Source organism: Sphaerotilus sp. (assembly GCF_013299175.1).
In the GTDB taxonomy this organism is placed as follows: Bacteria; Pseudomonadota; Gammaproteobacteria; order Burkholderiales; family Burkholderiaceae_C; genus Sphaerotilus.
On sequence record NZ_JAAFKF010000037.1, the window covers coordinates 1 to 13692 of the forward strand.

13 protein-coding genes are annotated in these 13692 nt (G+C 69.1%); 10 read left to right on the forward strand and 3 right to left on the reverse strand.

What is annotated here, in order from left to right; all coding sequences use genetic code 11:
- Nucleotides 1–474 (forward strand): ParA family protein (locus QZW52_RS08505; RefSeq protein WP_293997333.1); only part of this gene is annotated, 474 nt, incomplete at its 5' end.
- Here the strand turns inward: QZW52_RS08505 and QZW52_RS08510 are convergent.
- A complete protein-coding gene (locus QZW52_RS08510; protein ID WP_293997335.1) occupies nucleotides 438–1511 on the reverse strand; it encodes an MBL fold metallo-hydrolase in 1074 nt (357 codons plus the stop codon). The genes QZW52_RS08505 and QZW52_RS08510 overlap by 37 nt on opposite strands.
- 93 nt (nucleotides 1512–1604) lie before the next feature.
- Here QZW52_RS08510 and QZW52_RS08515 point away from each other — a divergent pair, with 93 nt between their 5' ends.
- The 6 genes from QZW52_RS08515 to QZW52_RS08540 all read left to right on the forward strand — a co-directional run bounded on the left by QZW52_RS08515 (nucleotide 1605) and on the right by QZW52_RS08540 (nucleotide 6431).
- On the forward strand, nucleotides 1605–2051 hold the full coding sequence (locus QZW52_RS08515; RefSeq protein ID WP_293997337.1) for a MerR family transcriptional regulator: 447 nt from the start codon (nucleotides 1605–1607) through the stop codon (nucleotides 2049–2051).
- A gap of 63 nt (nucleotides 2052–2114) precedes the next feature.
- Nucleotides 2115–2594: a PaaI family thioesterase gene (locus QZW52_RS08520; protein WP_293997339.1), complete on the forward strand. Its 480-nt coding sequence runs from the start codon at nucleotides 2115–2117 to the stop codon at nucleotides 2592–2594.
- 47 nt (nucleotides 2595–2641) lie between these two features.
- Entirely contained in the window at nucleotides 2642–3328 is a 687-nt protein-coding gene (gene can, locus QZW52_RS08525; RefSeq protein ID WP_293997341.1) for a carbonate dehydratase, read from the forward strand.
- On the forward strand, nucleotides 3321–4499 hold the full coding sequence (locus QZW52_RS08530) for an acetyl-CoA C-acyltransferase (RefSeq protein WP_293997343.1): 1179 nt from the start codon (nucleotides 3321–3323) through the stop codon (nucleotides 4497–4499). The genes can and QZW52_RS08530 overlap by 8 nt, the downstream gene beginning before the upstream one ends.
- A 60-nt stretch (nucleotides 4500–4559) precedes the next feature.
- Nucleotides 4560–5252 (forward strand): SDR family oxidoreductase, encoded by a 693-nt coding sequence (locus QZW52_RS08535; protein ID WP_293997345.1) that lies wholly within the window; start codon nucleotides 4560–4562, stop codon nucleotides 5250–5252.
- Nucleotides 5253–5294: 42 nt separating this feature from the next.
- On the forward strand, nucleotides 5295–6431 hold the full coding sequence (locus QZW52_RS08540; protein WP_293997346.1) for an acyl-CoA dehydrogenase family protein: 1137 nt from the start codon (nucleotides 5295–5297) through the stop codon (nucleotides 6429–6431).
- Here the strand turns inward: QZW52_RS08540 and QZW52_RS08545 are convergent.
- A complete protein-coding gene (locus QZW52_RS08545) occupies nucleotides 6371–6634 on the reverse strand; it encodes a hypothetical protein (protein ID WP_293997349.1) in 264 nt (87 codons plus the stop codon). The two genes, QZW52_RS08540 and QZW52_RS08545, sit on opposite strands and share 61 nt — an antisense overlap.
- Before the next feature lie 56 nt (nucleotides 6635–6690).
- Here QZW52_RS08545 and QZW52_RS08550 point away from each other — a divergent pair, with 56 nt between their 5' ends.
- The 3 genes from QZW52_RS08550 to QZW52_RS08560 all read left to right on the forward strand — a co-directional run bounded on the left by QZW52_RS08550 (nucleotide 6691) and on the right by QZW52_RS08560 (nucleotide 12908).
- The gene (locus tag QZW52_RS08550) at nucleotides 6691–7194 is read left to right on the forward strand and encodes a TlpA family protein disulfide reductase (protein ID WP_293997351.1); all 504 of its coding nucleotides are present in this window, start codon (nucleotides 6691–6693) and stop codon (nucleotides 7192–7194) included.
- Between the two features lie 77 nt (nucleotides 7195–7271).
- Nucleotides 7272–11957 (forward strand): CHAT domain-containing protein, encoded by a 4686-nt coding sequence (locus QZW52_RS08555; RefSeq protein ID WP_293997353.1) that lies wholly within the window; start codon nucleotides 7272–7274, stop codon nucleotides 11955–11957.
- 21 nt (nucleotides 11958–11978) lie between these two features.
- Nucleotides 11979–12908 (forward strand): TRAFs-binding domain-containing protein, encoded by a 930-nt coding sequence (locus QZW52_RS08560; protein WP_293997355.1) that lies wholly within the window; start codon nucleotides 11979–11981, stop codon nucleotides 12906–12908.
- A 6-nt stretch (nucleotides 12909–12914) separates the two neighbouring features.
- On the opposite strand, the gene QZW52_RS08565 is transcribed toward QZW52_RS08560, so the two are convergent.
- On the reverse strand, nucleotides 12915–13634 hold the full coding sequence (locus tag QZW52_RS08565) for a DUF4197 domain-containing protein (RefSeq protein WP_293997357.1): 720 nt from the start codon (nucleotides 13632–13634) through the stop codon (nucleotides 12915–12917).
- Nucleotides 13635–13692 lie beyond the last annotated feature (58 nt).

Sequence of the window (13692 nt, forward strand, 5' to 3'; positions counted from 1 at the left end):
CTCAACGGCCTGACCTGCGCACACGGCGTGGTGGTGCCGATGCAATGCGAATACTTCGCGCTGGAAGGGCTGTCGGACCTGGTGAACTCGATCAAGCAGGTCCACGCCAACATGAACCGCGACCTCGGCATCATCGGCCTGCTGCGGGTGATGTTCGATCCGCGCATCACGCTGCAGCAGCAGGTCAGCGAACAGCTCCAGGCACACTTCGGCGACAAGGTGTTCCAGACCATCATCCCGCGCAACGTGCGGCTGGCGGAGGCGCCGAGCTACGGCTTGCCCGGCGTGGTGTTCGACCCGAACGCCAAGGGATCGCTGGCCTTCATCGCCTTCGCGCGCGAGATGGTCGAGCGCGTCGGCGTGGTCCTGCCCAAGGCCAAGGCCGTGCGCAAGAAACCCGCTGCCAAGCCCCCCGCCGCCAAGAAAGCCACCGTGGCTCAGACCGCCGCGAAGCGCCAGACGCCATCGGCCTGACGCACCCTCTGCAGGTCGCCGCCCAGCCACAGCGCATGCAGGTGGGCCAGCGCCTCGCCGAGCGCGAAGGTGAGCTGGTGCAGGTCCAGCGGGCGCTTGAACAGCACCGGCAGGATCTCGAACGCAGAATGCGGCCGCACCGCGCAGGCCGCCATCACGTCGGCGAGGCGGTCGGTGTGGTGGTCCTGCAGTTGGGTGATGCGGGGATGCAGGCCGCGGAACGGTTTCCCGTGGGACGGCAGCACCAGCGTGTCCGCGGGCAGCTTGCGCATCCGCTCGATCGACGCCAGATACAGCGGCAGCGGATCGCCCTCCGGCTCGATGTCGATGACGCTGATGTTGGTCGAGATGCGCGGCAGCACCATGTCACCCGAGATCAGCACGCCGAGCGCCTCGCAGTGCAGGCTGATGTGCTCCGGGGCGTGGCCGTGGCCGGCATGGCAGGTCCAGACCTGGCCACCCAGCGTCAGCCGCTGCCCTTCCATCATCCGGCGGAACTGGCGCGGCACCTGCGGCACCATGCCGGAATAGTAATTGCCGCGCTGGCGCACCTTGTCGAGCGCGGTCGGGTCGGTCACGCCGTGGCTGGCGAAGAACGTCGCCGCCGCCTCGCCACCGAAGCCGGTGGTCGAGAGCGAGGCCATGCGCGCCGCGTTCCAGTCCGTCAGGCTGATCCACAGGCGGCACGGCCACTCCGGGGTACTCCAGCGTTCGGTCAGCCAGTGCGCCAGACCGATGTGGTCCGGGTGCATGTGGGTGACGATGACGCGCAGCACGGGCAGGCCGTCCAGCGCCTCGGCGAAGACCTGCTCCCAGGCGGCGCGGGTGCCGTCGTTGCTGATGCCGCAGTCCACGATGGTCCAGCCCTCGCGGCCGTCCAGCGTGTCGCGCACCAGCCAGAGGTTGATGTGGTCCAGCGCGAAGGGCAGCCCCATGCGCAGCCAGCGGATGCCGGGCGCGATCTCCAGCGTCTGGCCGAGTGCGGGCAGCGTGTCGCCCAGGGCGTAGGTGAGTTCGTGTTCCTGCGGGTTCGCCATGTCTGCTCCGGGGCGTGGACTGGGTAGACTGAGGGCCGACCCAGTGATCTTTACGTTGACGTTCACGTCAACACCGTCCACCGCAGTGTATCCATGACCACCCCTGACCGCTCGACCCCAGATGCCAGCGATGTCGCCCAAGCGACCTGCACCTACACCATCAGCGAGCTGGCGCAGGAGTTCGACATCACGCCGCGCGCCATCCGCTTCTACGAGGACATGGGCCTGCTCACCCCCGCCCGCGACGGCCGCAACCGCGTCTACACCGTGCGCGACCGCACCCGGCTCAAGCTCACGCTGCGCGGCAAGCGGCTCGGCCTGAGCCTGCAGGAGATCAAGCAGCTCGTGGACATGTACGAGTCGCCCTCGGACACCACGCAGCAGCTCACCGCCTTCCTCGCCATCCTGCAAGCCCACCGCGACCAGCTCGCGCAGCAGATGGAGGACATCCAGATCACGCTGGCCGAGATCCAGCAGCACGAGGAACGCGCGCTGGGCCTGCTCGCCGAAGCGGGACAAACCCGGATGCCACCGGTCTGACAGGGTCGCTATGATTGACGTTTACGTAAACGTAAACGTCAACGTAAACATCAACCGCCGACCATGCCGAACCTCCCTTCCCCCGACTTCCCGCCCGCCGATGCGGACTACGCCGCCCGCGTGCGCGAGTCGTTCGCCCAGCAGGCGGCGATGGCGCTGATCGGCGCCGAGCTGGTCGAGGTGGCCCCGGGCCGCATCGCGATGACCCTGGCGCACAGTGCGCGCGTCACGCAGCAGCACGGCTTCATCCACGCCGGCATCGTCTCCACCGCGCTCGACTCGGCCTGCGGCTACGCGGCGGCCACGCTGATGCCGGCGGACGCGGGGGTGCTGACGATCGAGTTCAAGGTCAACCTGCTGGCCCCGGCGCGCGGGCCGCTGCTGCGCATCGAAGGCCGCGTGACCAAGGCCGGCCGCACCATCAGCGTCGCCGACGGGCAGGCGTGGCAGCCCCACCCCAACCGCCCCGGCGAAGACCAGCTCGTCGCCACGATCACCGCCACCCTGATGACCATCACCGGCCGGAACGACGTGCGCGGCTGAAACCCGTTTGTCAGCCTGTTGCCTCGGCCGCTACGCAACAATCCGCCATGAGCACTGAACTGAACGAGCTTTTCGAAAGCAACCGCCGCTGGGCCGCCGAGGTCCAACAACGCGAACCCGGCTTCTTCTCCCGCCTCATCCAGCAGCAGACGCCGCAGTACCTGTGGATCGGCTGTGCGGACAGCCGCGTGCCGGCCAATGACCTGGTGAACCTGTTGCCGGGCGAGCTGTTCGTCCACCGCAACATCGCCAACGTGGTGGTGCCGAGTGACCTGAACGCACTGTCGGTGATCCAGTACGCGGTGGATGCGCTGAAGGTACGGCACATCATCGTGGTGGGCCATTCCAACTGCGGCGGGGTGAAGGCGGCGCTGAACAACCTGCGCGTGGGCCTGGCCGACAACTGGCTGCGCCACATCCAGGACGTGCGCAACACGCACCGCGCCTTCCTCGACCAGGTGCCGCCGGAGCGGCGGGTCGATGCGCTGGTCGAGCTGAACGTGCTGGAGCAGGCGCGCAACGTCTGCCGCACCACCATCGTCGAGGACGCCTGGCAGCGCGGCCAGGAGGTCGTCATCCACGGCTGGGTCTACGGGCTGCACAACGGCCTGCTCGAAGACCTGCGCATGACCGTGCAGCGCATCGACGACATCGAGCCCGCCCATGCCCGCGCCGTGGCGTCCGTGCATCGGCGCTATCTCGTTTCCCCTTCACCGGAGTCTTTCCATGGCTGATCCCATCGTCATCGTCTCGGCTGCCCGCACGCCCATTGGTGGCCTGCTTGGCGATTTCTCCAACCTCGCGGCCTGGGAGCTGGGCGCCGTCGCGATCCGGGCGGCCGTCGAGCGGGCGGGCATTGCCGGCGACGCCGTGAACGAGGTGCTCATGGGCAACTGCCTGATGGCGGGACAAGGACAGGCACCAGCGCGCCAGGCCGTGCTCGCCGCCGGGCTGCCGCAGTCGGCCGGCGCGGTGACGCTGTCGAAGATGTGCGGCTCGGGGATGCGCGCCATGATGTTCGGCCACGACATGCTCAAGGCCGAGAGCGCCGACGTGGTGGTGGCCGGCGGCATGGAGAGCATGACCAATGCGCCGCACCTGATGTTCGCGCGCAAGGGCGTGAAGTACGGCGCCACGCAGATGTTCGACCACATGGCGATCGACGGTCTGGAGGACGCCTACGAGCGCGGCAAGGCCATGGGCGTGTTCGCCGAGCAGTGCGTGGCCAAGTACGGCTTCACCCGCGAGGCGCAGGACCAGTTCGCCATCGCCTCGACCACCCGCGCCAAGGCCGCGAACGAAAACGGCAGCTTCCAGTGGGAAATGGCACCGGTCACGCTCAAGGGCAAGACCGGCGACACGGTGGTGCGCTTCGACGAGCAGCCCTTCAAGGCCCGGCTCGACAAGATCGCCACCCTCAAGCCCGCCTTCAAGCCCAACGGCACCATCACCGCCGCCAACGCCAGCAGCATCTCGGACGGCGCCTCGGCACTGGTGCTGATGCGCGAATCGACCGCCCTCGCCCGCGGCCTGACGCCGGTGGCGCGCATCGTCAGCCATGCGGTCCATGCGCAGGCGCCGGCGTGGTTCTCCACCGCCCCGGCCGGCGCGATCGAGAAGGTGCTGAAGAAGGCCGGCTGGCAGGCCGGCGAGGTCGATCTGTGGGAGGTCAACGAAGCCTTCGCGGCGGTGACGATGGCGGCGATGGTCGAGTTCAAGTTGTCGCACGAAATCGTCAACGTGCATGGCGGCGCGTGTGCGCTGGGCCACCCGATCGGAGCGTCGGGGGCGCGGATCGTCGTCACGCTGCTGGGGGCGCTGAAGCAGCGCGGGCTGAAGAAGGGCGTGGCGGCGCTGTGCATCGGCGGCGGGGAGGCGACGGCGCTGGCGGTGGAGATGCTGTGAGCCGGACGCGATGGACTTCGGCCTGCACGACCTGCCCCGACTGACTCCCGAGACCCCATGATGACCCCGACACCCCTGACCCCGTCCTCCTCCGTGCTCGTCATCGGCGCCTCGCGCGGGATCGGGCTGGAACTCGTCCGCCAGTACCGCACCGACGGGGTGCGCGTCACGGCGACGGCACGCGATGACACTGGTTTGCACGCGCTCACATCCTTGGGAGCCCAGGCATTGCGTGTGGATGTGGCCCGGATGGCGAGCGTGTCCGGGCTGGCGTGGCAGATCGACGGCGAGGCGTTCGACCTCGTGGTGGTCAATGCCGGCGTCTACGGCCCACGCCTGCGCACGCTCGACACCCCCACCGACGCCGACTTCGACCAGGTGCTGCACACCAACGTGCTCGGCCCGATGCGCGTGATCCCGCAACTGCTGGACGCGCTGGCGCCCGGGGCGCGGGTGGTGTTCCTGTCGTCGGTGATGGCCAGCCTCGGCGGGCGCCAGCAGACGACCGGCTGGCTCTACGCCGCGTCCAAGGCGGCGCTGAACTCGGTGATGAAGGACGTGTCGCTGGCGCTGGCCGACCGCGCCACCTGCATCGCCGTCCACCCCGGCTGGGTGCGCACGGCGATGGGCGGGCCGCAGGGGCAGCTCTCGGTCGAGGAAAGCGCCGCATCGCTGCGCAGCACCTTCGCCCGGCTCGGTCCCGCCGACAACGGCCGCTTCCTGAACCACGACGGCACGCCGCTGCCCTGGTAAGTCCACCGCCCACCCACAACAAGACCCCGAAAGACACGCCCCATGCTGCTCAGCGACGACCACCGCGCCATCCAGGACGCCATCCGCTCCTACGTCCAGGACCAGATCGCTCCGCACGCGGCGCGCTGGGACAAGGAGCACCACTTCCCTGCGGCGGAGCTGAAAGGGCTGGCCGCGCTGGGCTGCTACGGCGTGGCGGTGCCGACCGAGTACGACGGCGCGGGCCTCGACTACCTCGCGCTGGCGCTGATCCTTGAAGAGGTTGCGGCGGGCGACGGCGGCACCTCGACGGTCATCAGCGTCAACAACTGCCCTGTCTGCTCGATCCTGATGGCCTTCGCGAACGAGGACCAGAAGCAGCGGTTCCTCAAGCCGCTGGCGCGTGGCGAGATGCTGGGCGCGTTCTGCCTGACCGAGCCGCACGTCGGATCGGAAGCCGGCGGGCTGAAGACCACCGCCGTGCGCGACGGCGACGACTACGTGCTCCACGGCGTCAAGCAGTTCATCACCAGCGGCAAGCACGGCGACGTGGCGATCGTCATGGCCGTGACCGACAAGGCCGCCGGCAAGCGCGGTATCAGCGCCTTCCTCGTGCCGACGAACACGCCCGGCTACACGGTGGCGCGGCTCGAAGACAAGATGGGCCAGCACAGCTCCGACACGGCACAGATCCTGTTCGAGCACTGCCGCATCCCGGCCGCCAACCGCCTCGGCGACGAGGGCCAGGGGCTGAAGATCGCGCTGTCCGGGCTGGAGGGCGGGCGCATCGGCATCGGGGCGCAGAGCCTGGGCATGGCGCGGGCGGCGTTCGAGGCGGCGCTGCGCTACAGCAAGGAGCGCGTGGCCTTCGGCGTGCCGATCTTCGAGCACCAGGCGGTGCAGTTCCGGCTGGCCGAGATGGCGATGCAGCTGGAAGCCGCCCGCCAGCTCATCTGGCACGCCGCGTCGATGAAGGACGCCGGCATCCCCTGCCTGAAGGAGGCCGCGATGGCCAAGCTGTTCGCCAGCGAGATGGCCGAGAAGGTCTGCTCGATGGCGATCCAGACCTTCGGCGGCTATGGCTACGTCAGCGACTTTCCGGTGGAGCGGATCTACCGGGATGTGCGGGTGTGCCAGATCTATGAGGGGACGAGTGATGTGCAGAAGATCCTGATCGGGCGGGCGCTGGCGGCGGGGTGACGCTGCCGGGGCTGGGCGCGCGGCAGGAACGGCGCGGCGGAGCGTTGCCGGGCCTGCAGCGCCTGCAGCCGTCCACGCGCCGGCTCGTCGAAGTCCACCCATTCCAGCGACCACGGATGCTTGTCCTGCACGCAGAACACGAGGCACGGCTTGCCGTGGTCCAGCGCCTGCTCGTGCTCCAGCTCGGTGATCGACCACCGCAACGGATGAGCACCCCACCACCGACCGGGGAAATCCGCTCCTCTACACTCGCCCCACCATGAAAATCGCCCACATCGCCTTCGCCACCGTGGCTGTCGCCGCCCTCGCTGTCGCCGCCACGTTCGCCGTGGGCGGCAAGGAGATGGCGCCCACGGTCCAGTACACCCTGCTCGACGGCTCCAAGCAGAGCAGCGACGCGCTGCGCGGCAAGGTGGTGCTGGTCAACTTCTGGGCGACGAGCTGCACGACCTGCGTCAAGGAAATGCCGCACCTGATCGAGACGCACCAGAAGTACAAGGACCGCGGCTTCGAGACCCTGTCGATCGCGATGGCCTACGACCCGCCGGCCTACGTGCTGAACTTCGCCGAGACGCGCAAGCTGCCGTTCCGCGTGACGATGGACAACACCGGCGAGATGGCGAAGAAGTTCGGCCAGGTGCAGCTCACGCCGACGACCTTCGTGCTGAACAAGAAGGGCGAGATCGTGCAGCGGTACGTCGGCGAGCCGGACTTCGCGCAACTGCACGCGCTGCTGGAAAAGCTGCTGGCCGAAGCCGCTTGATCTTCACCCCCGGTTTCCCCAACTTGTGAGCCTCCCGGCGCCGGCCTAGACTGGCGCGACACAAGGGGGAGACACGCATGTCCGACAAAAACACGCCAGCCGAGGCTGGTCGCGCCGTGGTGCTGACGCTGTGCGGACAGCGCAGCGAAACACCACGGCTGCCCGCCTGTCTGACCGGCACGGGCGCACGCTTGCGCAGCGCGGATGGACCCGACGGCGACAGTGTGTTCTTTCCGCCGGGTTTTCTGGTTCCGCACCAGACCATCGAGCTGACGACCTCGGCACGGCGTCGAGGCGATCCGGTGCCCGTGGCGGAGCGAACCCTGTCGCTCACGGTGGCGCCTGGCGATCTGGTGGTGCTGGAGCTGGCGGACGGCGGGGTGTTCATCACGCTGGGCGAGCGGTTGCAGGGGCGCCAGCTCTCGACACTGCCTTTGGAGACGCAGGCCCCGGCGACCTCGGACACCACGCGCGGCCTTGTCAGCGATGCCGTGCAGGAGCAGATCCGTCGCCTGCATGTCCTGCGCCTGGGGCGAGACCCCTCGGACGATGGCAATGTCGAGTGGCTCGGTGACAAGGCCGAGAGCCTCTTCGATGGGTGCGTGGTCGGCCTGGCCACGCGCTGGCTCGCGAAGCCGGCCGTGCAGCTCAGCATGGCGGTGGTTGCGTGGGGGATCGAGCAGAAGCTGCTGAACGGCTACGGTCTGCGGCGATGGCGCAGCGACACCGGCCTGGAGGAATGGCCATTGCCACAAGGAGAGCTGGCCCGGCTGCTGCCCCGCGCAGGCCAGGACCAGCCTCTGCTGATCTTCCTGCACGAGCTGGGTTCGAACACGCTCGGCAGCTTCGGCGCGCTCCAGGGCACGCCGGAACTGGTCGAACTCGGGCGGCGTTTTTCCGGCGGGATCTATGGCTTCGACCATCCCACCCTGTCGTGCAGCCCGATCAAGAACGCGCGGATGCTGGTGGACCTGCTGCCCCAGGGCGCCCACATCAGCCTGGTCACGCACGGTCGCGGCGGGCTGGTGGGCGATGTGCTGTGTCTGCACAAGGCCGATGATGCGTTGCTGGACGAAGGCGACCGTGCCGATCTGGACGCGCTGCTGGACGAGGTGAAGGCCAAAGGTCTGAAGGTGCAGCGGTACCTGCGCGTGGCCAGCCCAGCGGCGGGCACGCAGTTGCTGGGCGAATCGCTGGAGGGATTCCTGTCGGCCGCCTTGTCGGTCGTGGGCAGCGGCGCCAATCTGCTTGGGCCTTGGGCGGGGCTGGCGTACGGGGCGTTCAAGCGGCTGGTCATCGAGATGGTGCGGCACCGGGCCGATCCCGAACTCGTGCCGGGGCTGGCGCCCTTGATGCCCGGCTCCAAGCTGACCGCCTTGCTCCAAAGCGCCAAGGTGCAAGACACGCTGCAGATGGCGATCCTCGCAGGGGACACGAATGCGCAGGAGGGATTGCTGCGCCGCCTGGGGCTGTGGCTGCTAGACAGGAAGGTACATGGCACGCCGTTCCACGATCTGGTGGTGGACGCCCCTTCGATGCTGGCCGGCATCGCCAAGCAGGCCAAAGCCCTGGCCCGGCTGGACGCCCGTCCCGAGGTCAACCACTTCCGCTACTTCCAGCATGCGCCGAACGTGCGGGCGCTGAAGGACTGGTTGTGCGAGGACAAGGAGATGGCCGCGCTGCCGGGGTTCGAGTCGCTGGAGGCGGTGCAGGGCCAGATGCAGTTGGCCGACCAGAAGGCCACGTCCACCGATGCGAGGTCCAAGCGCAGCCTGTCTGACGCCGGCGAGCCATCCGGATCGGACACGTCGGCGGAGACGCCCCGCCTCCTGCGCAGCACCTTGCGCCGCAAGTTGACGGTTTCCGTCCACGCCGCCGACCTGCGCTTCCTGCCGGGCGTGCTGATGGTCGGCCACTACGAGCAGGATCCGATCGCCGGCCCGCAGGCGGTGCTGGACCGCGAGCTGCTGCAGGGGTTGCTGACCGAGCGCCACAGCCTGGGGCTGTATCCGGGGCCGATCGGCTCGGCGCTGGCGGTGCTGCCCAAGGGCGGCGACACGCAGCGCGGCGCGGTCATCGTCGGCCTGGGGCGCTTCGAGGCGCCGCTGACCCGCGACGGACTGACCGAGGCGGTGATGGCCGGCGTGCTGCGCTATCTGCTGCAGGTGAGCGACTGCCACGGCCCGGCAGCGCGGGGGATGGAGCTGAACACGCTGCTGATCGGCACCAACTCGGCGTCCAGCCTGTCGATGGGCGCGTCGGTGGAGGCGCTGGTGCGCGGTGTGCTGGAGGCCAATGCGCGCTTCCACGACACGACGCGGCAGGATCTGCGCGTCGAGCGGCTGCGCATCGTCGAGCTGTACCTGGACACCGCCATCACCGCCACCTACGCGCTGAACGAGTCCGGCCGCCAGCAGGCGCTGCGCACGGCGGCGGCGCAGCTCGACACCCAGCTCGTGACCCTCCCGACGCTCCGACAGGACGAAGGTGCCCGCCCACGCCTGTTCGACGGCGCCGCAGCGGGCGGCAACTACTGGCCACGCCTGATGGTCACGGACGCCCGCCGCAGCGAGGACGGCGCCGAGACGGACACCCCGCCGACGCCCGCGCCGCCAGGCAAGCCGCTGCGACCCGCCCCGGTGGCCACGTGGCTGCGCTACCTGCACCTCGGCCAGCGCGCCCGCGTCGAGACGGTGGAGCAGCGGCGCCAGCCCGGACTGGTCGAGCAGCTCGTGCGCCAGCAGATCCAGGACAACCGCTGGAGTCCGGATGCCGGCCGGGCGCTGTTCCACCTGATGGTGCCGCACGCCCTGAAGGACACCCTGCGCCACTTCGGGCAACTGGTGGTGGTGGTCGATGACCAGACCGCCAACATGCCGTGGGAGCTGGTGGCGGCGGACGATCCGGGGCGTGCCGGTGCCCGGCCGCGTGCCTTGGCGCTGTGCATTCCGCTGGTGCGGCAACTGGTCACGGCCGAGTACCGCCAGCAGTTGCGCCAGTCCACCGGCCGTGCGGCGCTGGTGATCGGCAATCCGGCGCTGGACGGGTTCAGCGAGCACTTCGTGAACGAGAAGGGCGAGCCGCTGGGGCAGCCCGTCTCGCTGGACGGGGCCAAGGACGAGGCCGTCGCGGTCGCTGCCGTGCTGCGGGCGCAGGGCCACGACGTGACCTTGCTGACCGACGATCCACCGACCCGCGCCGCCGACGTGCTGAAGGCGCTGTACCGCCAGCCGTGGCGCATCCTGCATGTGTGCGCGCACGGCGGGTTCGCGCTGCGCACGGTGGACAAGGTGGAGCTGACGGGCGTGCTGCTGTCGGATGGCGCGGTGATCACCGCCGCGGAGATTGAGGCGATGGAGCTGGTCCCGGAGCTGGTGTTCCTGAACTGCTGCCACCTCGGGCAGATGACCACCTCGGTGCGGGCGGGCAGCGTGCAGCGGCTGGCGGCCAGTCTGGCGCGGGAGCTGATCGGGGTGGGCGTGCGCTGCGTGGTGGTGGCGGGCTGGGCGGTGGGGGACTGGCCGGCGCAGCGGTTCGGCGAGGTCTTCTACGAGACGCTGCTCGGGCCACAGGGGCTGGATTTCGGCCACGCCGTGTTCGAGGCGCGCAAGGCCGCGCAGGCTGCGGCGCCGCAGGACATCACCTGGGGGGCGTACCAGGCGTATGGGGATCCGGGGTGGCGGGCGAATCCGTTGGCGACGGTTGGCGGCCCGCGCCAGAACGACCATTTCGTGACACCGGACGAGCTGCTGGACAAGCTGGCGCAGTTGCGGGTGGAGGCCACGCAGTTGGCCAAGCGCCATGTCGCCACGGACGCGGAGCAGCAGGCGCAGTGGAACCGGGTCAAGGAGTTGGTCGAGCACAAATGCCCCGAAGAACAAGGCTGGCGCGATCGTCCGGAGGTGCAAGCCGCCTTGGGTCGCACGTGGTACGACCTGATGAATTTCGAGCAGGCGATCCCCTGCCTACAAGACGCGATCCATGGCGAGCAGGAGAAAGGAGCTGTGCCGATCCGGGCTGTCGAACTGCTGGTCAATGCGCTGGTGCGACGGGGACAGCAGCTTGCGCAGCTCGGGCAGCATGACGCCGCCGACGCGCAGGTGAAGTCGGCGCTGGACTGGCTGGATCGTCTCGATGCCTTGGCGGCCAGGCAGCCAAGCGGGACCACGGGAGAGCGCCGAAGTCTGCGCGGCAGCGCCCACAAACGCCAGGCCGATGTACTGGCCCGACGCATGATGGACACCATCGGTACCGCGCGCGAAACGGTGAGGCGCAAGCTGTACGCGGCGATTCGAAGGGCCATCGCGGTCTACGAGAAGAGTGCGGAAAACCCGGAAAGCCCAGAGAGTCCCAAAAAACCGTATCCCCAGCTCAATGCCTTGGCGCTGCGAGCACTGGAATGCAAGCTGGATGAAGCCGTCGCGCTGGCTGCACTGGCTGCGCAAGCGGGCAAGGTGGCGCAGGAGCAAGCCCAATCGGCCGATGGCTCCATCTGGGACCACCTGATGACCGCCGAAGCGGAGCTGGTGGCCTGGCTGCTGGCCGGGCCGGACCTGGCGAAGACGAGTGTCGGTCGGGACCGTGTGGCCCAGGCTTACGAGAAGGTGTTGAGCGCCCATCCGATCAATCCCGCGCAGTGTGATTCGGTGTGTACCCATCTGGAGCTGCTGGAGTGTCTGGCGAAGGCGCTCGGCAAGACCAGGTTGGTCAAACGCCTGGAGGTGGTGCGGGGGTTGGTGAAGGCTGGTGTACAACACGACTGAACCCGGCTGATGGAGAACCCCATGCCCGCCCCCCTGTGCGTCGTCCTCATGCCCTACGGCCGCCAGACGCTGCCCTCCGGCGTGACCGTCGATTTCGACACCGCCTACCGCGACACCATCGCCCCGGCCATCATCGGCGCGGGCCTGGACCCCGTCCGTGCCGCCGAGGACACCCGCCAGACGCTGGAAGCTGCCCGCAGCACGCACGATCCCGCCCGCGTGCGAGAGGCAGCGGCGGCGCTAGGCCCGGTCGAGACGCTGGACGCCGGCACGCTGGTCGATCTGCTGCTGTCGCACCGCGCCGTGAAGGACCACGCGGCGATGGTCGATCTGGTGGGGCAACTGCCCGAGCCGATCGCACAGACCAGGCTGGTGCAGGAACAACTCGGCTTCGCGCTCAACCGGCTGGGCCGCCGCGACGAGGCCGAGGCGGTGCTGCAGGCCGTCATCGCCCGCCACGGCCCGAGCGGCGAATCGAACGGGCTGCTGGGTCGCATCCACAAGGACCGCTGGGAAGCGGCGGTGCAGGCAGCCGATTCGGTCGCCGCACAGCAGTGGCTCGACAAGGCGATCACCACCTACCTGCAAGGCTTCGAGGCCGACTGGCGCGACGCCTATCCCGGCATCAACGCCGTCACGCTGATGGAGTTCACCACGCCACCCGACCCGCGTCGGCTGGCACTGCTGCCGGTGGTGGCCTATGCGGTCGAGCGGCGCATCGCAGCGGGCGCGCCCGACTACTGGGACCACGCGACGCTGCTGGAGCTGGCCGTGCTGCGCGAAGATGAAGCCGCTGCCGCCAGGCACCTCGCCGACGCACTCGCCGCGGTGCGCGAGCCATGGGAGCCGGAGACCACGGCGCGCAACCTCGGGTTGATCCGCGCCGCGCGTGCTGCACGCGGCGTGGTGCAGGACTGGCTTGGCGCGACCGAAGCCGCGTTGCGCCGTTAGCCGCTTTCAACCCTTCAACGCCCCGAACACCGACTGCAGGATCTTGCTCCCCGTCCCGATCGGATCCTGCCGGATCTTCTTCTCTTCCTCGCCGATCATCCGGTAAAGCCCGTCCAGCGCCTTGCCGGTCACGTACTGCTGGACGCTGGCCTGCTGGTCGTTGACGAGTCCGAACGCCTTGGCCTTGCTGGCGATGGCGTTGTACTGCTGGGCCAGTTGCACTTTCTCGGTCGTCGCGGTCACGATCGGCAGGAACTTCTCGCCCATGGGCGTGCGCGTGCGTTCGGCGAAGAACTCGGTCACGGAGGTCTCGCCGCCCCGCAGGATCTGCGCCGCATCCCGCACCGACATCGACTTCACCGCGTTCACCAGCAGCGGCTTGGCGGCGGGCACGGCCTGTTCGGCGGCGCGGTTCATCGCGGTTTCCAGCGCGTCGATCCTGGCGCCCAGCCCGAAGGTGCGCAACAACTGCGCGCCCTGGGCCAGCCAGTCCGGCAGCGCGATCCGCACCAGCGGGTTGTTCAGGAAGCCGCCGTCCCGCCCCAGCAGGCTCACCGCCGAACCCGCCCCGCGCTCCAGCGCCGCCCGCAAGCCCTGCGTCGCGTCGAGTTCGCTCAGCGCCCAGCCGGGCAGCGCGGCCGTGCCACCCAGCAGCGCCGCGGTGCGCAGCAAGGCCAGCCGGCGGGCGGCGTTCACGGTGGCGGCGGTGTGCGCGTCGAGGGTCATGCGGGTCTCCTGGGGGTTTGTCAGATCGGGTGAACAACGCGGGAATGCTACTCTTCGG

Bases quoted from the DNA above. Each gene is read 5' to 3' on its own strand.
- QZW52_RS08535 (WP_293997345.1), top strand. From the start codon at position 4,560: ATGACCCCGACACCCCTGACCCCGTCCTCCTCCGTGCTCGTCATCGGC.
- QZW52_RS08560 (WP_293997355.1), top strand. From the start codon at position 11,979: ATGCCCGCCCCCCTGTGCGTCGTCCTCATGCCCTACGGCCGCCAGACG.
- QZW52_RS08550 (WP_293997351.1), top strand. From the start codon at position 6,691: ATGAAAATCGCCCACATCGCCTTCGCCACCGTGGCTGTCGCCGCCCTC.
- QZW52_RS08520 (WP_293997339.1), top strand. From the start codon at position 2,115: ATGCCGAACCTCCCTTCCCCCGACTTCCCGCCCGCCGATGCGGACTAC.
- QZW52_RS08510 (WP_293997335.1), bottom strand. From the start codon at position 1,511: ATGGCGAACCCGCAGGAACACGAACTCACCTACGCCCTGGGCGACACG.
- QZW52_RS08530 (WP_293997343.1), top strand. From the start codon at position 3,321: ATGGCTGATCCCATCGTCATCGTCTCGGCTGCCCGCACGCCCATTGGT.
- can (WP_293997341.1), top strand. From the start codon at position 2,642: ATGAGCACTGAACTGAACGAGCTTTTCGAAAGCAACCGCCGCTGGGCC.
- QZW52_RS08540 (WP_293997346.1), top strand. From the start codon at position 5,295: ATGCTGCTCAGCGACGACCACCGCGCCATCCAGGACGCCATCCGCTCC.
- QZW52_RS08555 (WP_293997353.1), top strand. From the start codon at position 7,272: ATGTCCGACAAAAACACGCCAGCCGAGGCTGGTCGCGCCGTGGTGCTG.
- QZW52_RS08565 (WP_293997357.1), bottom strand. From the start codon at position 13,634: ATGACCCTCGACGCGCACACCGCCGCCACCGTGAACGCCGCCCGCCGG.
- QZW52_RS08515 (WP_293997337.1), top strand. From the start codon at position 1,605: ATGACCACCCCTGACCGCTCGACCCCAGATGCCAGCGATGTCGCCCAA.